Genomic DNA, 20,997 nt, shown 5'->3' with positions numbered 1-20,997 from the left:
GTCACCCGGCCATGGTGGGGCGGGCCATCACGGCCGGGCAACACAATTTCTCCGATGAGGGTCAGGAGACCGCGCCGGCGGCGAACGTGTCGCAGTTCTTGGGCGAGCCGCTCTCGTAGCCCTGGCTGAACCAGTGCTGCCGCTGGGCGCTGGTGCCGTGGGTGAACTCGGCCGGGTTGATGGAGCCGCCGCTGCGCTGCTGGAGGGTGTCGTCACCAATCTTGCTGGCGGTGTCCAGGCCCTCCTGGATGTCCTGCTGGGTGATGGTCTTGAAGATCTTCTGGCCGCCGGCGTCGTCGGTGCCGGTCGCGTTCTTCGCCCACACGCCCGCGTAGCAGTCCGCCTGCAGCTCCAGCTTCACCGAGAGCTTGTTCGCGTCGCCCGGGTTGCGTTCCTGCTCACGGCGCATCGCCGCCTCGGTCCCGGCGAGATCCTGGATGTGGTGGCCGTACTCGTGGGCCAGCACGTACGGCTGGGCGAACTCACCCGGCGCGCCGAGCTGGTCGGCCAGGAGGCGGTAGAAGGTCACATCGATGTAGACGCGGTCGTCGGCGGGGCAGTAGAACGGGCCGGTGCCGGAGTCCGCGGCGCCACACCCGGTCCGCACGTTGTTGGCGAAGAACACCGTCTTGGAAGACTTGTACGCCCCCTCGAAGTTCTGCGGGTACGCGTCGACCCAGTAGTCCTGGATCGAGTTCACGAAGAGCACGTTGCGGCAGTCGAGCTGCTTGACGGCGTCCGACTGCGAACACTCCTGCTGGAGCGACGTGTTGTCGCCGCTCTGGGGCGCTCCACCGCCACCGCTCAGGTTGTTGATGCCGAAATAGCCGCCCACCAGCGCGATGAGCACCGTGACGACGATGCCGGTCAGGCCGCCGCCACCGATGGGCAGGCCGCCGAAGCCGCCACCGCCGCCCCCGCTGGAACGCTGGTCTTCGATCTGGCTCGTGTCGATCCTGGCGTTCTCGTTGAGTTCCATCTGTCCTCCCGGGCACGAGGCCCGCGCGCTCGGCACGTGTGCAGGGCCGTGTACCCGATGATCTTGCCGGTTAATCGGGTGGGAGGTCGCTGGGGGTGCCCGGGTACAATTGCCCGGTGCTGCTCTGCGAAGGCTGATCTGCCCCGCGCCGACCGTGTGATATACCGGCCGGCGCCTCCGTGTGCCTGAGCCAGCCCTTCCCTGAGAGCGAGACGCTTCCTCATGATTACCGCCACCGGACTCGAGCTTCGCGCCGGCGCCCGGATCCTGCTGTCCCCGACCACGCTGCGGGTCCAGCCCGGCGACCGGATCGGCCTCGTCGGCCGGAACGGCGCGGGCAAGACCACGTCACTCAAGGTCCTGGCCGGCGAGGGCCAGCCGTACGCGGGTGAGGTCACCCGTACGAGTGAAGTCGGCTATCTGCCCCAGGATCCCCGCACCGGCGACCTGAACGTCACCGCGCGCGACCGGGTGCTGTCGGCCCGCGGGCTGGACGCCATCCTCTCCGAGATGCAGAAGCTCGAGGTCGAGCTCGAGGAGAGCGCCGACGAGAAGATCATCCGACGGTACGGCCAGCTCGAGGACCAGTTCGCCGGCCTGGGCGGGTACGCGGCCGAGGCCGAGGCCGCCCGGATCTGCGCCAACCTCGGCCTCCCCGACCGCGCCCTGGCCCAGACCATCGGCACCCTCTCCGGCGGTCAGCGCCGCCGCATCGAGCTCGCCCGCATCCTGTTCGCCAACTCCGGCCAGAACGGCAAGGGCATCCTGCTGCTCGACGAGCCGACCAACCACCTCGACGCGGACTCCATCACCTGGCTGCGCGGCTACATGGCCCAGCACAAGGGCGGCCTCGTGGTGATCAGTCACGACGTGTCGCTGCTCGAGGCGGCCGTCAACAAGGTCTGGTATCTCGACGCCAACCGGTCCGTGATCGACGTCTACAACGTGGGCTGGAAGACGTACCTCGAGCAGCGCGAGACCGACGAGCGCCGCCGGCGTCGCGAGCGCGCCAACGCGGAGAAGAAGGCGGGCGCCCTGATGGCGCAGGCCGACAAGATGCGCGCCAAGGCCACCAAGACGGTCGCCGCGCAGAACATGGCCCGCCGCGCCGAGAAGCTGCTCGGGGGCCTCGAGGAGACGCGGGTCTCGGACAAGGTCGCCAAGGTGCGGTTCCCCAGCCCGGCCCCGTGCGGCAAGACGCCGCTGACGGCGGTGGGCCTGTCGAAGTCGTACGGGTCGCTGGAGATCTTCGCCGACGTGGACGTCGCGGTCGACCGCGGCTCCCGGGTGGCCATCCTCGGCCTGAACGGTGCCGGCAAGACCACGCTGCTGCGGATCCTCGGCGGCCAGCTCGACTCCGACACCGGCGAGGTCCGTCCCGGGCACGGGCTGCGGCTCGGCTACTACGCCCAGGAGCACGAGACCCTGGACGTGGACCGCACCATCCTCGAGCACATGCGCAGCGCCGCGGCCGAGCAGACCGACACCGAGCTGCGGAAGATCCTCGGCGCGTTCCTCTTCTCGGGCGACGACGTCGAGAAGCCGGCGGGGGTGCTCTCCGGCGGCGAGAAGACCCGGCTGGCGCTGGCCACGCTGGTCTGCTCGGGCGCGAACGTGCTGCTGCTCGACGAGCCTACGAACAACCTCGACCCGATCAGCCGGGAGCAGGTCCTGGACGCGATCGCCAACTATCCCGGGGCGATCGTGCTCGTCACGCATGATGCGGGGGCGGTGCAGGCGTTGAAGCCGGACCGGGCAATCCTGCTGCCGGACGGTGACGAGGACGCGTGGAGTGACGATCTGCTGGAGCTCGTCGAGCTGGCGTGACGCTCCTCTTGCTCGGCTGGCGTCGTTGCTTGACCTCGTTGGCCGGTCGCCTGCTCGCCTGACTTCGTTGCCCGGCCTGACCTCGTTGCCTGGCCCGACGTTGTTGCGTGGCCCGACCTTGTTGCCTGGCTTGGGCCGTTTGCGTGGGCCCTTTGCCTGGGCCCCTTGACTTGCCGGCGCTTCTTGAGGCGGTCGCCGTCGGCGTCGCCTTGCCCGCCGCCCGTTCCCGGCCTGACTCAGTCGCCGCCCGTTCCCGGGCCCGACGGTGTCGCCACCGTCCCCGGGCAGCCGGGGCGGCCTGGGAACCGGGGTGATCGGGGATCATGGGCATCGTCAGTTGTCAACTGGTGCCCACACAGACAGTGCGACATCGTCCGGGCGATGGGCGCGGTGCCGACCCCTCCACGCCCCTCCTGACCGGTCGATCCTGCCCGTTCGGGCAGCGGATCACGCCCCACGGTGAACGGCCGGTAGACGCTGCGTGACATCGTTGTCCGCCCCGGGGTCAGATGATGTTTACGCAGGTCACCCAGCCTTGATCGACGCGGGGGCGAAGTCGGCGGGGTTGCGGGCGGGCGCCCCGGATAGCGCCGCCGAGGCCGTTCCGTCGCGCCCGATCGGGCCCGTACCCCATCTGTCTGACATTGATGTCCGTGGTGACCGTCGGGTTCCTGACACTGACAAATGGGCACGCTCGGCGAGCCGAGATACCTAGCGCATGATCGTTGGAGGCGGTCTAATAGGTGGGACCGTATCGAACCGCACAGTCTGGGACGTGAGGATTCAACATGGCAGCCACGGGCACAGCCACCAGCACTGAGAAGGGTCGTCGAATCGTCGGAAGCGAGCGACAGACGCTCGCCAAGGACCTGGTGAAGCGCTACACCTCGGGCGAGAGCATTCGCGCGCTCGCCGCATCCACCGGACGGTCGTACGGATTCGTGCACCGGGTACTCACCGAGTCGGGCGTGCAACTGCGCCAGCGGGGCGGCGCCCGTCGTCGCAAGAAGGCGTGACGACCAGCGCAGCCTCCGAATCCGAGGCCGGTGTTCGGTATGAGCAGGACGGGCCGGTCGCGACGGTGACGTTGGACCGGCCCGATGTGCTCAATGCGCAGACGCCGGCCATGTGGTCCGAGCTCGCCGACATTTCCCGGAAAATGCCGGGCGACGTGCGAGTCGTCATTGTCCGAGGCGCGGGACGCGCTTTTTCCGCCGGACTCGACTTGTCGGTCGCGCGCGGCGAGGGCGATTCTTCGTTGCCTGTCCTGGCCCGCTTGTCACCGGAAGAGTGCGCGGATCGGATTGCCGGCTTCCAGGAAGCCTTCACATGGTTACGGCGACCGTCGCTGCTCACCATCGCGGCGGTGCAGGGACACGCCATCGGCGCCGGATTCCAGCTCGCACTCAACTGCGACATGCGGGTGCTCGCGGACGACGCCCGGTTCTCCATGGCGGAGGTGACCCTCGGCCTGGTTCCCGACCTCGGGGGCACGAAGCGGCTCACCGAGCTCGTCGGGCCCTCCCGGGCCCTGGAGATCTGTGTCACCGGCCGGCGCATCGCGGCGGACGAGGCGGACCGGATCGGCCTGGCCACCGCCGTCGTGCCGCGCGCCGACCTGGACGGTACGGTCGCCGACCTCGCCGCGGCCGTCCTGGCCGCGGAGCAGGGCGCGGTCGCGGAGATCAAGGCCCTGGTGGCCGGCGCCACGGGCCGCTCGTACGAGGAGCAGGACCGCGCCGAGCGGGAGGCGCAGACGCGCCGCCTGCGCGACCTCACGCAGCAGTCGGAGTAAGGGCCGCGGCGGAACAAGCCGGTTACCTCTCAGGTTGTCATACCCGGCGGGCACACTAGGCCTGCTGTCGAGACGACCCGGAGGTGACGCGTGGGACCCATGTCCGGCGGATCGAGCTGGACCATGCTCCGCTCGATCCAGAACTCCGAGCGGGTCACCCAGCATCGGCTCAGCCGCGGCACGACCGGGCGCATCCTCCGGTTCGCCCGCCCGTACCGGGGTGACATCGCCGTCTTCCTGGTCACCGTCGTGCTCGCCGCGGTCATCGGCGTCGCCACCCCCGTGCTGGCCGGCCACGTGGTCAACGCGATCACCGGCGGTGGATCCGGGGCCGCGTCCGCCGTCATCCGGCTCGCGCTGACCATCGCCGCGCTCGCGGTCGTCGACGCGTTCCTGTCACTCGCCCAGCGATGGTATTCGGCCCGCATCGGCGAGGGCATCATCCTCGACCTGCGCACCCGGGTGTACGACCACGTCCAGCGGATGCCGCTGCAGTTCTTCACCCGTACGCAGACCGGCGCCCTGGTCAGCCGGCTCAACAACGACGTCACGGGGGCGCAGCGCGCCTTCACCTCGACGTTGTCCGGCGTGGTCAGCAACGTGATCCAGCTCGTGCTGACCGCCGCGGTGATGTTCAGCCTCTCCTGGCAGATCACCGTGCTGTCGCTCATCCTGCTGCCGCTGTTCATCATCCCGGCGCGGCGCGTCGGCAAGCGCCTCGCCGAGATCACCCGCGAGTCGTACAACCTCGACGCCAAGATGAACGCGACGATGACGGAGCGCTTCAACGTCTCCGGCGCGCTGCTGGTCAAGCTCTTCGGCCGGCCCGAGGCCGAGGCCGCCCGGTTCGGCGAGCGCGCCCAGCGCGTCCGCGACATCGGCGTGCAGCAGGCCATGTACTCGCGTACGTTCTTCGTCGCCATGCTGCTGGTCGCCTCCCTCGCCCAGGCCCTCACGTACGGGCTGGGCGGCTGGCTCGCGGTCACCGGCAGCGTCACCGCCGGCACCGTGGTCACCCTGGCGCTGCTGCTCACCCGCCTCTACGGCCCGCTCACCGCGCTGAGCAACGTACGGGTCGACGTGATGAGCGCGCTCGTCTCCTTCGACCGGGTCTTCGAGGTGCTCGACCTCAAGCCCGGCATCGAGGAGAAGCCCGACGCGGTCGCCATCCCGCCCGGCGCCGGCCGGCTCGAGTTCCGCGACGTGCACTTCCGCTACCCCAGCGCCGCCGAGGTCTCGCTCGCCACACTGGAGGACGTCACGGCCCTCGACCGTACGGAGAACGCCCCCGTCCTGCGCGGCGTCGACTTCACGGTCGAACCCGGCCAGATGGTGGCGCTCGTCGGCCCGTCCGGCGCGGGCAAGTCCACCACCTCGATGCTCGTCTCCCGGGTCTACGACGTCACCGAGGGCGCGGTGCGCGTGGGCGGAGTCGACGTCCGGGACGCCACCCTCGACTCGCTGCGCGACACCATCGGGGTGGTCACCCAGGACTCCCACCTCTTCCACGAGACCATCGCGGAGAACCTGCGCTACGCCCAGCCCGGCGCCACCGAGGACCAGATGTGGGAGGCCCTGCGCGGCGCCCAGGTCGCCGACCTCGTCCGCTCCCTGCCGGACGGCCTGGACACGGTGGTGGGCGAGCGCGGCTACCGCTTCTCGGGCGGCGAGAAGCAGCGCATCGCGATCGCCCGCCTCCTGCTCAAACACCCGTCGATCGTCATCCTGGACGAGGCAACGGCGCACCTCGACAGCGAGTCTGAGGCGGCGGTCCAACGAGCCTTGTCGGCGGCCCTGTCCGGCCGCACCGCCCTGGTCATCGCGCACCGCCTGTCCACCGTCCGCGACGCGGACCTGATCCTGGTCCTCGACGAGGGCCGCGTCGTGGAACGCGGCCGCCACGCCGACCTAATCGCAGCCGGAGGCCTGTACGCAGAGCTGTACAGAACCCAATTCGCGGACAGCACCCCCCTGGCCCCGGACGTGGAGCCGGTCATCATCCAGGTGCCGACGCCCATCGAACCCTGATCCGGTTCGGTCCCCGGGCACGGAACCGGACGGGCTGGAGGCTTGTCGCGCGAACGTGGCCGGATCCCCGCTTGCGGGTGGGGAGCATGCGCCGAGGCTTGGCGTGCGGTGGCGGCATGGATTCAGCGCGGCGGCGTGGCCGGGGCTCGGCGTGCGGGTGCGGGCGGCGGTCTGGTGCGGTGGTGCGGGCTTGAGCCATGGACAACGTGAGTGGGGTTCCTATCCTGGCCCCATGAACCTGGAGTTCAGCGCCGAGATGTGGTTCTGGAAGGGCCCTGCGCCCTGGTACTTCGTCACCGTGCCCGATGACGAGTGCCGGGTGTTGCAGTCGACCGCGTCGTTCGTGAGCTACGGCTGGGGGATGATCCCGGTCAGCGCCCACATCGGCGCGACCGGCTGGGCGACGTCGCTGTGGCCCAAGGACGGGCGCTACATCGTGCCGGTCAAGGCCGTGGTGCGCCGCGCGGAAGGACTCGACGTCGGCGACACCGTGACGATACGACTGAACGTCGACATCTGACGATCCGCGGCGGCGGTGCTCGCGACCCGCGGCGGTTCTCGCGACCCGCGACGGCCGCCTGCGCGACGGTGGCATGAGCAGCGGTCGGCCGAGGCCCGTCGCGACGGCGCACCGGCCCCCGAGCCGGCACGCGCTGTACTGCAGGACGGTATGTACCGAGCAAATGCCAGGGAGGGCGCAATGCGTGACGAGTACGAGGCCACAGTCACCGGAATCTCGCAGACCTGGAACGAGTGGGCGGTGCTGGGCGGCGGCCTGGACACGGACGGGTGGGCGACCCCGACCCGGTGCCCGGGCTGGGACGTGGCGGCGCTGTTCGCGCACGTCTCCATCTTTCCCGTGATCCTCGCCGAGGCTTCGCGGATGCAGGCCCCGCCCACCGGCGACCTCCTGACCGCGGTGGACATCCTCCGGGGGTTCAACCAGCCGGACGGGGTCGCGTACGCGATGGCCGGAATGACAGCCGACCGGGCGGTCAGCGATGCGGCTTCCTGCGCGCCAGCGGATCTGGTGACGCGGTTCGCTGTGACCGGAGGGCAGGCGGTGGAGCGGCTGCGTGCCGCCGACCCGGCCATAGTGGTGCCCTGGCCGGCCGCCGGACCGACCACCCTCGCCGAGGGCATGCGGATCGTGTTGCTGGAGTCGGTGGTGCATCTGCTGGACGCGTTCCGCGCGCTGGGGCGGACGCCGGAGGTTCCGGAGGCGGCCCTTCGGGACACGGCCCGGCTCCTCGCCGAGATGGCGCCGCCGGTGGAGTTCGTGGAGGCCGCCACGGGCCGGTCGGGCCGGTCACCGCTCCCGGTCCTGCGTTGAGGTCCAAAACGGTCCAGAACTAACCCGCGGTCGCCCCGAGCTCCGCGAACGCCGCGGCGAGTGTCTCGGCCGTGTAGTGGGCGTTGAGGCCGCTGGGGTTCGGCAGGACCCAGACGGGCACGCCGGCGATCCGGTCCGGCTGCGGGCCCATCGTCGCTTTCGGGCGGTTGAAAGCCGTCCGGTACGCCGTCACGCCCAGCACCGCCAGGTACCGGGGCCGCCACCGGTCGACCAGCGCGGTCAGGAGCTCGCCCCCGGCGACCAGCTCGGCGGGGGAGAGTTCGTCGGCGCGGGCCGTCGCGCGGGCCACCACGTTCGTGATGCCGAGGCCGGCCTCCGGCAGTTCATCCTGCTCCGACGGATGCAGGAGCCGTGCCGTGAAGCCGGAGCGGTGCAGGGCCGGCCAGAAGCGGTTGCCGGGGCGGGCGAAGTGGTGGCCGGTCGCCGCCGAGTACAGGCTGGGGTTGATGCCCGAGAAGAGGACTCGCAGGTCCGGGCCGACCAGGTCGGGAATCGTCCGGCCGGCCGCCGCCGCGATCTCGGCGGGTGTCGGCCGGAAGGCGCGACCATGGGACAGATCGGCGGCGGCGGGCCGGGAGGTCATCCGACGAGCCTATCCATCGAAGGTCGCAGGCCCGCCGAGGCCGGCACTGGACGCCCGCTGCTTGACTCGAGAAGACCGGCAGCGAGAAACGAGGAGGCAGGGTGAGGGACCCATACGTGTGGTCCGGGGCGCGGAACCGGCGCCCGGCGGCGCGACCAGGAAGGCTGGTCGAGCACCGTCCGGAGCTGGAGCCGCCGCGATGATCCTGCTGTCCGACCCGCGCGTCGCCGCCGTGCCCACCGAGGACGACGGCGACCCCCTCGTCGACGTCCGTGACGTCCCCGAGCTTCGCCTCGACGCCCGCGCCGCCGATCCCGGCGGTGCCTATGCCCGGTTGCGGGCCGAGGTGGTCTCCCGGCTGGCCGATGCGCAGCGCAAGCTGCCGGACGGACTCCAGCTCCTGGTCGTCGAGGGCTACCGGCCGTACGCGACCCAGCAGGCGATCTTCACCCGCTACCGGGACGAGCTGCGCCGGCTGCACCCCTCCTGGCCGGCGGGGCGGCTACTGGTGGAGACGAGCAAGTTCGTCTCGCCGGTCGAGGTGGCGCCGCACAGCACCGGCGGCGCGGTCGATCTGACGCTCTGCACGCCGGAGGGCGTCGAGCTGGACATGGGTACGCCCATCGACGCGACCCCGGTCGAGTGCGACGACGCCTGTTTCACCGGGGCCCGCAACATCTCCGCGGCGGCCGTCGAGAACCGGCGTCTGCTCGTCGACGCGCTGAGCGCCGTGGGGCTGGTCAACTACCCGACGGAGTGGTGGCACTGGTCGTACGGGGACCGGTACTGGGCCCTGATCACCCGGGCTTCCTACGCACCGTACGCGCCGGTGTAGTCACCATCAGTAACAGTGCGCGGGGTGGCTAGGGTGCCAGGCCATGATTCCCCTGACGCTCGCCGAGATTGCTGCGGTCGTACGCGGAACTGTCTGTGACGGTGACCCGGCGACGGCGGTGACCGCACCGGTGCGTTATGAGACCGGACGGGTCGAGCCGGGCGGGATGTTCGCCGCCTTCGCCGGTGAGCGCCGCGACGGGCACGACTTCGCCGCGCAGGTCGTGGCGGACGGTGCGGCCGCGGTGCTCGCCTCCCGGCCCGTGGGCGTTCCGGCGGTGGTAGTCGAGGACGTGCGGGCCGCCTTCCAGTTGCTCGCCGCCGAGGTCGTCACCCGGCTGCCGCACGTGCATCGCATCGGGGTGACGGGGTCCTCCGGAAAGACCTCGACCAAGGACCTGCTCGGTCAAGTCCTCGGCCGGCTGGGTCCGACCGTGGCACCGCCGGGGAACCGCAACAACGAGCTCGGCGTCCCGGAGACCGTGCTGCTCAGCACCGCCGAGACCCGGTTCCTCGTCACCGAGCTCGGCGCCCGGCATGTCGGTGACATCGCCGCGCTGATGCCGGTCGTGCGGCCGCATACCGGGGTGGTGCTGGGCGTCGGGTCCGCCCACATCGGCGAGTTCGGCGGCCGGGAGGCGATCGCGCGCGCCAAGGCCGAGCTCGTCGAGGCGCTGCCGGCCACCGGTCTGGCGGTGCTCAACGCCGACGATCCCGTGGTGGGGGCGATGGCCGGGCGTACGGCGGCGCGGGTCGTGACGTTCGGGCGGCATTCCGCGGCCCGGGTCCGCGCCGAGCGGGTCGTGCTCGACGGTGCCGCCCGGGCCCGGTTCGTGCTGCGGACCCCGGCCGGTACGGCGGAGGTGGCCCTGCGGCTGCACGGCGAGCACTTCGTGACGGCCGCCCTCGCCGCGGCGGCGGTGGCCCTGGAGCACACCCACGACGTGTGGCTCGTCGCCGACGCGCTGAGCGTGGCGACGCCGCGGTCGGCGGGGCGGATGCGGCTCACCGAGTGCCCGGACGGTGTCACCGTGCTGGACGACGCGTACAACGCCAATCCGGAGTCGATGGTCGCCGGCCTGAGGACGCTGGTGGCAGTGGCGGCCGGGCGCCGGCGGACGGTGGCCGTGCTCGGGCAGATGAACGAGCTGGGCGGCGGTTCGGCGGCCGCGCATGCCGAGGTCGGGCGGGCCGCCGTACGGCTCGGGGTGGACGTCGTCGTGGGGGTCGGCAACCGGGACGCGGCCGGTTACGGCGGCACCCATGTGCCCGACCGGCAGGCCGCTGCCGACCTGCTGCGGGAGCTGGTCGAGCCGGGCGACGTGGTGCTGGTCAAGGCCTCGAACAGCCTGGGTCTGTCGGTGCTCGTGGAGGGAATCGGTCAGAGCGTACGCAGCGCCCCGCCGTCGACGGGCACGGAGATGCCGGTCAGGTAGCTCGCCGCCGGGGAGAGCAGGAACGCCGCCACCCGGCCGAACTCCTCCGGTTCGCCCAGGCGGCCGAGCGGGACCGACGCCGCCGCCTCCGCCGCGGCCTGCTCGGCGTCGCCGGTCGCCGCGAAGAGCTCCCGGTTGCGATCCGTCATGATCCGGCCGGGCAGCAGGCTGAGCACGCGGACGCCGCGGGGACCGTACTCGTCTGCCATGTCCTTGGCGACGCCGGCCAGGCCGGGGCGCAGGCCGTTGGACAGGCCCAGGCCGGGGATCGGCGTGCGCGACGACGTGGACAGGACGAGGGCGATCGCGCCGCCGTCCGGGAGTGCCGCCGCGAACGTGCGTGCCGCGCGTACCGAACCCAGGAAGACCGTCTCGAAGGCCTCCCGCCACTGCTCGTCGGTCTGCGCCGCCGCCGTGCCGCGGCCCGGTCCGCCCACCGAGATCAGCGCGCCGTCGAAGCGGCCGAACCGCTCGGTCGCGGTGCGGACCAGCAGCTCCGGCGTGCCCGGATCGGTGAGATCGGCCGCGATCCCAGCGGTGGTCTCCCCGAGTGCGGCCGTGGCCTCGTCCACCGCGGACCGGGAGCGGGAGGAGACGACGACCCGGGCGCCATCGGCCACCAGGGCCCGCGCCGTGGCGAAACCGAGGCCCCGGGAGGCTCCGGTGAGGACGTAGACGCGGTCGGTGAGGCCCAGATCCATGCCGTTGATCCTGCCACTACCGCGCCTTCAGGAAGGACGCCGTCTCCTCGTCGGCCGGCAGGAACGACTCCACGGCCAGCTCCGACAGCGTCACGTCCAGCGGGGTGCCGAGCACGGACGTCACGCTGAAGAAGGACAGCTCCCGGCAGCCGGCGTCGAAGCGGAGCGGCACGACCAGGCCGCCCGGCGTGCCCGCGGCCAGGCCGCCGGGCAGCTCGCGCAGCTCGTCGTGCAGGGTGCGCAGCGCCGGGTCGCCGGTTGCGAGGGCCTGACGGTCGAGGCGGTGCAGGACGTGCGTACGCCACTGGGCCAGGTTGCGGATCCGCGGCGCCATGCCGTCGGGGTGCAGCGACAGCCGGAGCACGTTCACCGGCGGCTCCAGCAACTCCGCCGCCGCGCCCTCGATGAGCAGCGCGACCGCGGCGTTGCCGTCCACCATCGTCCAGTGCCGGTCGATCAGCACCGCCGGATACGGGTCGTGCCCGGCGAGGACGTCACGCAGCGACGCGAGCACGGCGGCCAGGTCCGGGCCGCCGAGCTCGTGCGCCGGAAAGGCCGGTGCGAAACCGCCGGCGAGCAGCAGCGCATTCCGGGCCCGCAACGGTACGCCCAACTCCTCGGCCAGCCGCAGGATCATCTCCCGGGTCGGCCGGGACCGCCCGGTCTCCACGAAGGACAGATGCCGCGCCGACACCCCGGCCTGGCCGGCGAGCTGGAGCTGGCTCAGCCGCCGGTTCCCCCGCCACTCGCGCAGCAGCACCCCCACGTCGCTCATGGCCCGATCGTAGGGAGCGGCACGCACCGCTCCCATTACCCGTGAGGTAATCGACCGCCTTACCCCTGCCGGGGGACGGTGGACGCCGTCAGCAACCGAGCAACCACGGAGGTTCTTGCCATGAGCGACTTCGACGCCGTCGTCACCCGCTATCTCCAGGCCTGGAACGAGACCGACCCGGCCGGGCGCCGCGCGACGATCGAGGAGGTCTTCGCCGCGGACGTCCGCTACGTCGACCCGCTCGCCGCGGTCGAGGGTCACGAGGCGCTGGACACGCTGATCGGGGCGGTGCAGCAGCAGTTCCCCGGGCTCACGTTCACGCCCGGTGGCGTGGCCGACGCACACCACGACCAGGGCCGGTTCACCTGGCACCTGGGCCCGGACGTCGCCGGCTTCGACGTCGTCGAGCTCGACGCCGACGGACGGATCCGTACCGTGCTGGGTTTCCTCGACCAGGTGCCGGCCTAGCCCGGTAGGGTGCCCCGGTGCTCGACGAACTGGACCGGGTGGACTGGGACGCGCTGACCCACGCGTACGGCCCTGCGCACGACGTCCCGGGGATGCTGCGCGGGGCCGCGCTCGACGACCTCTACGGCAGCATCTTCCCCCGGGGCGAGGTCTACTCCGCGACCGCGGCGGCGGTGCCCTTCCTGGTGTCGCTGGCCGCGGGCGGGCGCGCGGACTTCCTGTGGATGGTCGGCCTGCTGGCCGACCCCGCGCAGACCCGCGGCGAGACGGCGCTGGTACGTGCGGCGGTGCGGGCCGAGACGGACCGGTTGGTGCCGCTGCTCTCGCACCCGGCCGCGGACATGCGGGCGGCGGCCGCCTACGCGCTGGCCCAGTGCGACGTCGACCCCACGATCCTGCGGGCGCGCTGGGACGTGGAGACCGACGCCGGCGTCCGTGCGTCGCTGGTCCCGGCGCTGCGGCTCACGGCCGCGATCACCGACCCCTCCCCGGCGGTACGCGCGTCAGCCGCCGTGACCCTGGTCCGCGACGGCAACCCGTTGCCCCGCGACCCGGCGGTCATCGAGGGCCTGGCCACCGCGGCGGAGGCGGGCGCCGAAGTGCCGTGGCTGCGCCGGGCGGGCGCGGACTGGCTGGACGTCGTCGTACCGGCGCTGGCCGATCCGGCGCTGGTGAGGCGCCTGCTCGGTGCCTCGTCGGCGGACACCCGGCGGGCCGCGGTCCGGGCGCTGACCCTGCGGTGCCAGGTGGCCCGGTCCGCGCCGGCTGTGCTCGTACCGTTGCTCGGGCCGTCGTTGCACGACCCGGAGGTGCGCGACGAGGCCGTCACGGCACTGCGCCGCTGCGGGCGGGCCGCGGCCCGGTACGCCGACGACCTGAGCGAGGTGGCCGCGGGTTATCCCGCCGTGGCGGCGCGGCCGTCGGTCACCACCGAACGCGAGGCGCTCGAGACACTCATGATCATCGGTGATCCGCGCTGGGTAGCACCGCTGGTCCGGGCCGCCCTCGACGGCGCTGCCCGGGCGCCCCACAGCCTGATGCCGCTGCCGTGCCCGCCCGCCGTGCTGGACGCGGTACGCGAGCAGCTCACCGCACTCGTCGCGATGCCGGGTGCCACGGCGGCGATCGAGGTGCTCTGCGACATCGCCGCCCGGTGGGGGAGGGGTGCCGCGGACGCCGTACCCGAACTGCTCGCTGCTCTGCCGTCGGCGCCCGCGGCGGCGACGCGGGCCCTGCTCGCCGTGGGCCATGTCGGCGCGCCGATGATCCCCGGCCTGCGCGCGGCCGCCACCCGGCCCGGCGGCCTGCTCGCCGCCACCGCATTGTTCCGGCTGACCGGCGACCCGGCGCCCGCCCTCCGTGCCCTGTTCACCACGCGGCCGCCGATCCCCCCGGAAGTGGTGGCGCTGCTCGGGCCGCTGGCGCAGCCGCTGGTGCCGGAATTCGAACTGCTCCTGACCGGGGCGGCCGGCGCCACCCAGCCGCAGTGCGCCGCCCAGCTGCTGGCCGCCCAGGTCGTCATCGCGGCCACCGGAGACACGACCGCCGCGCTGCCCACCCTGCACGCCGTGCTGACCGCCGGTGGGCCGCGCGCGGCCCTGGCGGCGGCGGTGGTGACCGAGCTGGCCGGGGGAGCAGGCGGATGGCGCGGGGAGATGCGGGTCTGGGAACCGGAGCTGCGGGCGCTGCTCAGCGATCCGTGGGCCGGTGCCGGCGCGGCCGCCGCCCTGTGGCGACTCGGTGTGCCGGCCGGTGAGCTGGTGCCGGTGCTGATGAGGGCGATCGAGCGCGGACGGCGGATCGCGGCGGCGATCGAGCTTCTGCGCGAGATGGGCGCCCACGCCGAACTCGCGGGCCTGGCGGGGCGGGACGAGCGCCTGGTCATCGAGGGCGCGGATCTCGTCAGCACCGACGAGCTGCTCAGGGACCGCCTAACGGCGTAGGACGCGTACCCGTCCGCCCGCCTGCACCGTGATCGAGCCGCCCGCGCGCCGCAGGGCCGGCAGCCGGCGCGGTCGCGGCGCAGTCCTGCCGTCGTAGCGCATGGCCGCCTCGCGGGCGGCCAGCTCCGCTCCGGCCGCGCGCGGCAGGACGCCGCGTCTCGCGAGGTCGCGGGCGAGGTCCCAGCCGTCGCGCAGGGAGCCGTTCGTGGGCCGGGCGGCGGCCCACGCACTCCACTCCGGCAGCCACCGCGGGCCGAGCGCACCCGCCAGCTCGGGCCACTGCCGGGCCACCTCGCCGGCCCGCTTGCGCAGCAGCGCGACCCGGGCGGTCTCCACCAGCCGGGCGTCGAAACCCGGGGGTACGGGCGCACCCGAGGTCAGCGCCGCCACCAGCGCCGCCTGCCGCTCCGCCAGGGATGTCACGTGATCGCCGGATAACCGGACGCGGCAGCGATCGCGTCCAGCTCCGTCTCCAGCTCGGCGGCCGGCGGGTACGCGCCGTCACGCTCGAGCATGAGCGCGGGCGGCCGGTGCCGCGAGCACAGCTCGGCCACCAGGTCCAGCACCTCCCGCGGCACCGCGTCGGTGTGGGTGTCGTGGTAGACGCCGTCGTGCGCGGAGCCGCCGGCCACGTGGCAGTACGCGATCCTCTCGAGCGGCAGCCGGTCGAACAGCGCCGCCGGGTCGGTGCCGCGGTTGCGGGCGTTGGCGTACACGTTGGCCACGTCGAGCAGCAGGAGGGCGTCCGTCCGCTCGAGGATCTCGGTCAGGAAGGCGCCCTCGTCGAGCTCGTCGTCGGGCCAGTCGAAGAGGGCGGCGATCGGCTCCAGCGCGAGGGGGACGTCCAGCTCTTCTTGGGTACGGCGGACGTTGGCGACCACCGCGGCGACCGCCTCCCGGCTGCGCGGGACCGGCAGCAGGTGCCCGGCCTCCACCCCGCCCGCCCGGACGAACGCGATGTGCTCGCTGACCAGGGGAGCAGCGAGCCGCCGGGCGACCGCCGCGAGGTGGGTGACCCGGGCGGGCTCGACCGGCTCCGCGCCACCGAGGGAGAGCTTCACGCCGTGGGGCACCACCGCGACGCCGCGCTCGCGCAGGTCGGTGAGGCCGGTGGGCAGGTCACCCTGGGGGTGCACCGACTCCGCGACGACCTCGGCGAAGCGCAGGCCGGGGAGCTGCGCGACGAAGCCGGCGATCTCGGGACGCCAGCCGATGCCCACCCCGTACGCCGTCATCCGCCGCACCCACCGCCGCCGCACGAGCTGCCGCCTCCGCAGGAGCTTCCGCTGCTGCACGAGCTCCCGCTGCTGCACGAGCTGCCGCTGCTGCAGCTGCTCCCAGCGCTGCTCGCGACGCCAGTGGCGTTGATGCGCTGGATCTCGGCCTCCGCGGCGAAGGCCGGGTCCATCGTGTAGAGCGACGCCGCCCCGAACAGGGCCACGCCCATCGCCGCGCCCGCAGCGCCGTAGGTGGCGTAGGACGGCGACTGCCGGGGCGACAGGTAGTCGTGCCGGCGTCGCAGCTCCGCCATGCCCTTGAGGGCCACGGCGGTCGCCCATCGCGTCGACCGCCACAGCTTGACGGTCACGATGACGGCGAAGACGAGGGCGAAGACCAGGAAGGTGACGGGCTTGCCGTTCGCGAGGCCGGCGAGCAGCCGGGCCACGCCGAGCAGGACCAGCGCCAGGCCGGCGATCATCCACAGCCGGGCGGTCCGGAGTCTGCCCGCGGTGATCGCCAGGCCGTTGGTCTCCAGGCCCGCGCGGAGCTGGTCGAGCGCGGACCGTACCCACTGGTCGGTGAGGACCTCGCGCGCCCGGATCCGGCGCCCGGCGGCGTTGTAGACGGCAGTGTCGAGCGGGGTGACGCCGCTCGGCATCGGGCCGCTCTGCCACAGCGTCTTGTCCGGCGCGCTGCCGACGGCGCCGGCGCCGCGCAACCCGCCGAGGGAGGCGTAGACCGCGAGCCGGTCGCCGCCGTTCAGGTACGCGAGCTGCTGCGGCCCGAGCGTGTCGACGTGGGCGCCGCGCGTACCGGCGAACAGGGCGCGGCGGTGCACGGCCGCGATGACGGCCACCGCCACGACGGCGGCCAGATACCAGACGAGGAAGGTCGGACCGGGTACGCCCCAGGTGTCGCCTTGTGCCGCGAGGGCCATCGTGACCTCCCGTGTTCGCAGGGTTGCTGGCCTCATTGTGCAGGCGCGTGCAACGGTGCGATTACGCCCGCCTGACAGCTTCCTCCACGAGGTCGAGCACGCGGCCCAGTTCGCCCGGTGGACGGCCGGTGGCCAGGTGCAGCACGAGCCCGTCGTACGCGAGCTCGAGGAACTGAGTCAGCACGTCGACCGGCACGTCCTCGCGCAGCACCCCGGCGTCGCGCTGGCGCTGGAGGCGGTCCCGGGTGGCCGCCTCGACCGCCGCCGCCCGCTCGGTCCAGCGCTTGGCGAACTCGGGATCGGTGCGCAGCCGCCGGGACACCTCCAGCTGGGTGCCGAGCCAGCCGGCCGTGTCGCCGCTCGCCCCGGCCCGCTCGAGCAGGTCGCGCATCACCTGCACCAGGCCGTTGCGGGCCACCGTCTCGACCATCGCGGCGGCGTCGTCCTCGGCCACCGCGAGGAAGAGCGAATCCTTGTCGCGAAAATGGTGGAAAATTGCGCCCCGGGACAGGCCCGTGGCTTCCTCGAGGCGGCGCACCGTGGCACCTTCGTAGCCGTACCGCGCGAAGCACCCGCGGGCCGCCGCGAGGATCTCGTGACGGCGGGCCTCTAGCTGGTCCTGGCTTACCCTGGGCACGGAAGCGATGGTGTCACGCCGCCGTGGCCGCTTGCAATCCGTACGTACGGCTTGCCATTCCCGGCGCCGGACTCCTGATGATGCGAAAACACCCGACCGGCCGGGCCTTCGTCAACTGACTTGGGCTGTTCGCTCCCGTATTCACTCACGTACAGTGCGCGGGTGCCTCTCGTCTTCCTCGCCCTGGACGACACCCTGCTCGACCGCAGCGGTGCGTTCAGGTTGTGGGCGAAGGGCTTCCTCGACGAGATCGCGGCACCACATGAAGATCTCGACTGGTTACTCTCCGTGGATGCTGACGGGCTCACTTCGCGGTGGGATCTCGCCGATCTGATCCGCGACCGCTACCAGCTCGACGTTCCCTCCATCGATCTGCTGGAAGAACTGCACGAGGGGCCGCTGGCGTACGAGCGCCTCGACCCCCTGGTGGCCTGCGCGCTGCAGATCGCCGGCGATGCGGGCTGGGTGCCCGTCGTGGTCACCAACGGGCCCCATGAGCAGCAGGAATCCCGGATCCGGCGCACCGGCCTGGACCGCTACATCGCCGACTGGGTCATCTCGGAGCAGGCCGGGGTGAGCAAGCCGAACCCCCGCATCTTCGCGCTCGCCGCCCAGCGGGTCCGCATGCGGCTCAGCGGCGCCTGGATCGTCGGCGACAGCCCCGAGGCGGACATCGGCGGGGCGGCCGCGATGGGATTACCGAGCGTGTGGCTGCACCGGGGCCGCGAGTGGATCGACAACCGCTTCGCGCCGACCCGCGTCGTGGGCAATGTCATCCAGGGCCTCTCGGCGATCATGGCCGGAGGAAAATAGCTTGCACGCCCGGGCGTCCCCCGGGAGAGTGCACCCGTAGCTGATTGTTCCTCGGAAGAAGAAGGGGGTGGACCTCATGGCTGTCGTTGTCATTCGCCGTGCCCAGGTTCAGAAACTCCCTTATTTCTTCTCCGAGGAGACCCTCCAGTGCGAGAGCACGACTCTTTCGGCCCGGCAACCATGCGCCGCGGCCGCCGCAAGTTCGACGACGACGAGCCCGGCTTCGTCAAGCGTGGCCGCCTAGAGCCGCAGCTCGCCGAGGACCCCGACCTGCCCGAGACGGGTGACCGCTGGTCGACCTGGGACGGCGCGCTGCACGGCCCCCAACCCCGCCCCGACTGGGTCCGCACCGAGTACGGCGCGGTCGACACCGAGCTGGGCATGCTCAAAACCGGCAAGGAAGCCGACGTCTACCTGGTCCGGCGCGCGATCCCGGACACCGGCAAGACCAGCATGCTGGCCGCCAAGCGCTACCGCGACGGCGACCACCGCCTCTTCCACCGCGACGCCGGCTACCTGGAAGGCCGCCGGGTACGCCGCTCCCGCGAGATGCGGGCCATGACCAACCGCACCTCGTTCGGCAAGGAACTCATCGCGGGCCAGTGGGCGGCCGCCGAGTTCGGGGCCCTGTCCCGGCTCTGGCAGGTCGGCCAGGAGGGCGGCACCATCTCGGTGCCGTACCCGGTCCAGCTGATCGGCACCGAGCTCATGCTCGAGTTCATCGGCGACTGGGAGACCGGCGAGGCGGCGCCGAGGCTGGCCCAGGTTCGCCCGGACCGCGACGGCCTCGAGGACCTGTGGCGCCAGATGGTGGAGGCGCTCAGCGTGCTCGCCCGGGCGCAGGTCGCGCACGGGGACCTGTCGCCGTACAACACGCTGGTCCACGAGGGGCGGCTGGTGCTCATCGACCTGCCGCAGGTGGTCGACGTGATCGCCAACCCGCAGGGCGGCGAGTTCATGGCCCGCGACGTCAGGAACGTGGCGGCCTGGTTCGGGTCGCGGGGGCTCGAGGTGGAGACCGAGGAGCTGATCGAACGGCTCTCCTACGAGGCGGGGCTGCTCTGAGGCATCCCCCGCCCCCCGGTCCGGTCCGCGGCCGCCGGTCATCCGGTGGCCGCGGCCGGGGACGGCGTCACTGGAGGTAGTTCTCGACCTCGCCGGTGCTGTGCGTCTGCTCGGCGTCCGGGTCGTGTCCGGCGTCCCGGGCGGCCCGGCGCCGGCGCAGCAGGTCCCAGCACTGGTCCAGGGACTCCTCGAGCTCCGCCAGCCGGGCGCGCTCCTCGTCACCGCTGATCTCGCCCCGGCGCAGCTGCTCGCGCAGCTGGTGCTCCTCGTCGACCAGACCGTGGATCCGGCCCAGGACAGTCTTGTCATCCATGGGCCGAGCCTAACCTTCCGCACGCGCCGAGATCGCTCGTCGCCCGGCACCGGCAGGGGGCACATTTGAGCGCATGGACTTCCGCTGGGCATACAAGTCGGCCGCCGCCTCCTTCTCCGATCTCGTCCACCGGCTGCCCCCGGACGGCTGGGACGGAGCGGGACTGGGTGAATGGTCGTTACGCGACCTCGTGGGCCACTCCACCAGTTCGGCGCTGCGTCAGGTGCCCGTCGTGCTGGGCAGCCCGGGCAGCGGCGTGGCCGTCGACTCCCCGGAGGGGTACTGGGCCTTCGCCCGGTCGGCGCCTCCGGAGCTGGTCGCCGCCGCCCGCGCCGCGTCCACCGACGATGCCCGCAGCACCGGCGTGTCGCTGGGCGACGACCCGTCCGCGGTCGTGACCGACCATGCGAGAGAGGCGACCCGGGTCCTGTCCACCGTGGGTGACGCGGACGTGATCGCCACCCCGGTCGGCGGCATGCGGGTACGCGACTGGATCCCGACCCGCACCTTCGAGCTGGTCGTCCACGGCCTGGACGTGGCCGCCGCGGCGCGGATCCCGGTCGAGTACGCCGCCGAGGTGGTCGCCGAGGTGACGATGCAGGCGGCGCGGGTCGCGGCCACGGGCGGCGACGCGACGCTGGTGCTGCGCGCCCTCACCGGGCGGGCGAGTCTGGCACCGGGCTTCTCGGTGGTCTGATGCCCGCGCCGAGGCCGCAGATAGACGTCAGTCGCGGCGCCATGCCGCAAGAACTTCGGCCACCCGCTTGGCCGACCGCGGATCGCGGCGGAACAGAAGCGCCGCCACGAGGGCCAGCAGGCCGCCTCCGCCGGTAGCGAGCGCCCACTCCGGAACGACGTCACTGCCCACGATCGCGGCGCTCCCGCCGAGGGTGGCGATCGCGTCAGCCGCCCATCGAGGATCTGTCCGGCGTGCCGCGCTCACCACGCGGTCCCAGTTCTCCTTCGCGTCCGGGCGGTCGAGGGAGCCGAGCGCCGCACACGCCAGGTCGCTCATCTCCGCCGCGATCGCCGGGGCGTCCAACTGGTGTGCCATCGGCACATGGAAGACGAGGGTGTCCAGGGAGGCGCGCCGGCGGCTCGCTGCCGGCAACCGCCGCAGGGTACGAAGGTTGTGCAGGCGGTCTGCGACCGCGACGGGCATGAGCTCCCGGCTCACCGCCTGCTCGGTGCGGACGCCACCGGCCGTCATCGCCTCGACCACCGTGACGATCTCGGGCCGAACTCGTCGTGCAGGTGCGATGGGGAACGGCCGTGTCCTCGATGAGGT

Annotated in this window: 23 protein-coding genes; 13 read left to right on the top strand and 10 right to left on the bottom strand. The window is 72.4% G+C overall.

All coding sequences use genetic code 11. The annotated features are described in order from the left end of the window. Positions 1–61: 61 nt before the first annotated feature. Positions 62–979, bottom strand: coding sequence for a neutral zinc metallopeptidase (locus AB0368_RS20675; protein WP_366155517.1), 918 nt, complete (start codon positions 977–979; stop codon positions 62–64). A 222-nt stretch (positions 980–1,201) separates the two neighbouring features. Between AB0368_RS20675 and AB0368_RS20670 the strand changes: the two genes are divergently transcribed. The 6 genes from AB0368_RS20670 (at position 1,202) to AB0368_RS20645 (ending at position 7,962) form a co-directional block, all read left to right on the top strand. Beyond that, positions 1,202–2,806, top strand: coding sequence for an ABC-F family ATP-binding cassette domain-containing protein (locus tag AB0368_RS20670; protein WP_366155516.1), 1,605 nt, complete (start codon positions 1,202–1,204; stop codon positions 2,804–2,806). Positions 2,807–3,594: 788 nt separating this feature from the next. Further along, positions 3,595–3,822, top strand: coding sequence for a helix-turn-helix domain-containing protein (locus AB0368_RS20665; protein WP_015620263.1), 228 nt, complete (start codon positions 3,595–3,597; stop codon positions 3,820–3,822). Then, entirely contained in the window at positions 3,819–4,601 is a 783-nt protein-coding gene (locus AB0368_RS20660) for an enoyl-CoA hydratase/isomerase family protein (RefSeq protein ID WP_366155515.1), read from the top strand. The genes AB0368_RS20665 and AB0368_RS20660 overlap by 4 nt, the downstream gene beginning before the upstream one ends. A gap of 99 nt (positions 4,602–4,700) precedes the next feature. Beyond that, positions 4,701–6,629 carry an ABC transporter ATP-binding protein gene (locus AB0368_RS20655; protein ID WP_366155549.1) on the top strand — a complete coding sequence of 643 codons (1,929 nt, stop codon included), beginning with the start codon at positions 4,701–4,703 and terminating at the stop codon, positions 6,627–6,629. A 232-nt stretch (positions 6,630–6,861) separates the two neighbouring features. Further along, a complete protein-coding gene (locus tag AB0368_RS20650) occupies positions 6,862–7,149 on the top strand; it encodes a DUF1905 domain-containing protein (protein ID WP_366155514.1) in 288 nt (95 codons plus the stop codon). 180 nt (positions 7,150–7,329) lie between these two features. Further along, positions 7,330–7,962, top strand: a complete 633-nt coding sequence (locus AB0368_RS20645) for a maleylpyruvate isomerase family mycothiol-dependent enzyme (protein ID WP_366155513.1) — start codon at positions 7,330–7,332, stop codon at positions 7,960–7,962. A 19-nt stretch (positions 7,963–7,981) separates the two neighbouring features. Here AB0368_RS20645 and mug read toward each other — a convergent pair whose 3' ends face one another. Beyond that, the gene (mug, locus tag AB0368_RS20640) at positions 7,982–8,566 is read right to left on the bottom strand and encodes a G/U mismatch-specific DNA glycosylase (protein ID WP_366155512.1); all 585 of its coding nucleotides are present in this window, start codon (positions 8,564–8,566) and stop codon (positions 7,982–7,984) included. Positions 8,567–8,765: 199 nt separating this feature from the next. Here mug and AB0368_RS20635 point away from each other — a divergent pair, with 199 nt between their 5' ends. Both AB0368_RS20635 and murF read left to right on the top strand, forming a co-directional pair. Next, positions 8,766–9,401 carry a M15 family metallopeptidase gene (locus AB0368_RS20635; RefSeq protein WP_366155511.1) on the top strand — a complete coding sequence of 212 codons (636 nt, stop codon included), beginning with the start codon at positions 8,766–8,768 and terminating at the stop codon, positions 9,399–9,401. Positions 9,402–9,444: 43 nt separating this feature from the next. Beyond that, positions 9,445–10,836: a UDP-N-acetylmuramoyl-tripeptide--D-alanyl-D-alanine ligase gene (gene murF, locus AB0368_RS20630; protein WP_366155510.1), complete on the top strand. Its 1,392-nt coding sequence runs from the start codon at positions 9,445–9,447 to the stop codon at positions 10,834–10,836. Here the strand turns inward: murF and AB0368_RS20625 are convergent. Beyond that, the gene (locus AB0368_RS20625; RefSeq protein ID WP_366155509.1) at positions 10,782–11,537 is read right to left on the bottom strand and encodes an SDR family oxidoreductase; all 756 of its coding nucleotides are present in this window, start codon (positions 11,535–11,537) and stop codon (positions 10,782–10,784) included. The two genes, murF and AB0368_RS20625, sit on opposite strands and share 55 nt — an antisense overlap. A 16-nt stretch (positions 11,538–11,553) precedes the next feature. Next, positions 11,554–12,312 carry a helix-turn-helix transcriptional regulator gene (locus AB0368_RS20620; protein ID WP_366155508.1) on the bottom strand — a complete coding sequence of 253 codons (759 nt, stop codon included), beginning with the start codon at positions 12,310–12,312 and terminating at the stop codon, positions 11,554–11,556. Between the two features lie 120 nt (positions 12,313–12,432). Between AB0368_RS20620 and AB0368_RS20615 the strand changes: the two genes are divergently transcribed. Together AB0368_RS20615 and AB0368_RS20610 are read left to right on the top strand one after the other, a co-directional pair. After that, complete coding sequence (locus tag AB0368_RS20615; RefSeq protein ID WP_366155507.1) at positions 12,433–12,780, top strand: nuclear transport factor 2 family protein; 348 nt, start codon at positions 12,433–12,435, stop codon at positions 12,778–12,780. Between the two features lie 17 nt (positions 12,781–12,797). Next, positions 12,798–14,723 (top strand): hypothetical protein, encoded by a 1,926-nt coding sequence (locus AB0368_RS20610; RefSeq protein WP_366155506.1) that lies wholly within the window; start codon positions 12,798–12,800, stop codon positions 14,721–14,723. Here AB0368_RS20610 and AB0368_RS20605 read toward each other — a convergent pair. The 4 genes from AB0368_RS20605 to AB0368_RS20590 all read right to left on the bottom strand — a co-directional run bounded on the left by AB0368_RS20605 (position 14,712) and on the right by AB0368_RS20590 (position 17,518). Then, positions 14,712–15,146 (bottom strand): hypothetical protein, encoded by a 435-nt coding sequence (locus AB0368_RS20605; protein WP_366155505.1) that lies wholly within the window; start codon positions 15,144–15,146, stop codon positions 14,712–14,714. The genes AB0368_RS20610 and AB0368_RS20605 overlap by 12 nt on opposite strands. Beyond that, positions 15,143–15,958, bottom strand: coding sequence for a DUF692 domain-containing protein (locus AB0368_RS20600; RefSeq protein WP_366155504.1), 816 nt, complete (start codon positions 15,956–15,958; stop codon positions 15,143–15,145). The genes AB0368_RS20605 and AB0368_RS20600 overlap by 4 nt, the downstream gene beginning before the upstream one ends. After that, positions 15,955–16,881 carry a TIGR04222 domain-containing membrane protein gene (locus AB0368_RS20595; protein ID WP_366155503.1) on the bottom strand — a complete coding sequence of 309 codons (927 nt, stop codon included), beginning with the start codon at positions 16,879–16,881 and terminating at the stop codon, positions 15,955–15,957. The genes AB0368_RS20600 and AB0368_RS20595 overlap by 4 nt, the downstream gene beginning before the upstream one ends. A gap of 61 nt (positions 16,882–16,942) precedes the next feature. Beyond that, on the bottom strand, positions 16,943–17,518 hold the full coding sequence (locus AB0368_RS20590; RefSeq protein ID WP_366155502.1) for a helix-turn-helix domain-containing protein: 576 nt from the start codon (positions 17,516–17,518) through the stop codon (positions 16,943–16,945). Between the two features lie 162 nt (positions 17,519–17,680). On the opposite strand from AB0368_RS20590, the gene AB0368_RS20585 reads away from it, so the two are divergent. Together AB0368_RS20585 and AB0368_RS20580 are read left to right on the top strand one after the other, a co-directional pair. Further along, a complete protein-coding gene (locus tag AB0368_RS20585) occupies positions 17,681–18,331 on the top strand; it encodes an HAD family hydrolase (protein WP_366155501.1) in 651 nt (216 codons plus the stop codon). 180 nt (positions 18,332–18,511) lie between these two features. Further along, positions 18,512–19,396, top strand: coding sequence for an RIO1 family regulatory kinase/ATPase (locus AB0368_RS20580; RefSeq protein ID WP_366155548.1), 885 nt, complete (start codon positions 18,512–18,514; stop codon positions 19,394–19,396). A gap of 67 nt (positions 19,397–19,463) precedes the next feature. On the opposite strand, the gene AB0368_RS20575 is transcribed toward AB0368_RS20580, so the two are convergent. Beyond that, positions 19,464–19,709, bottom strand: a complete 246-nt coding sequence (locus AB0368_RS20575) for a DUF2630 family protein (protein ID WP_366155500.1) — start codon at positions 19,707–19,709, stop codon at positions 19,464–19,466. Between the two features lie 73 nt (positions 19,710–19,782). On the opposite strand from AB0368_RS20575, the gene AB0368_RS20570 reads away from it, so the two are divergent. Continuing rightward, complete coding sequence (locus tag AB0368_RS20570) at positions 19,783–20,406, top strand: maleylpyruvate isomerase N-terminal domain-containing protein (protein WP_366155499.1); 624 nt, start codon at positions 19,783–19,785, stop codon at positions 20,404–20,406. 27 nt (positions 20,407–20,433) lie between these two features. Here AB0368_RS20570 and AB0368_RS20565 read toward each other — a convergent pair whose 3' ends face one another. Beyond that, positions 20,434–20,919, bottom strand: coding sequence for a hypothetical protein (locus AB0368_RS20565; RefSeq protein ID WP_366155498.1), 486 nt, complete (start codon positions 20,917–20,919; stop codon positions 20,434–20,436). Positions 20,920–20,997 lie beyond the last annotated feature (78 nt).

Origin of the sequence: Actinoplanes sp. NPDC051475 (assembly GCF_040689425.1) — a bacterium.
Taxonomy (GTDB): domain Bacteria; phylum Actinomycetota; class Actinomycetes; order Mycobacteriales; family Micromonosporaceae; genus Actinoplanes.
Note: the sequence above shows the minus strand (reverse complement) of the source record. Positions and strands in the feature narration are given on the sequence as shown.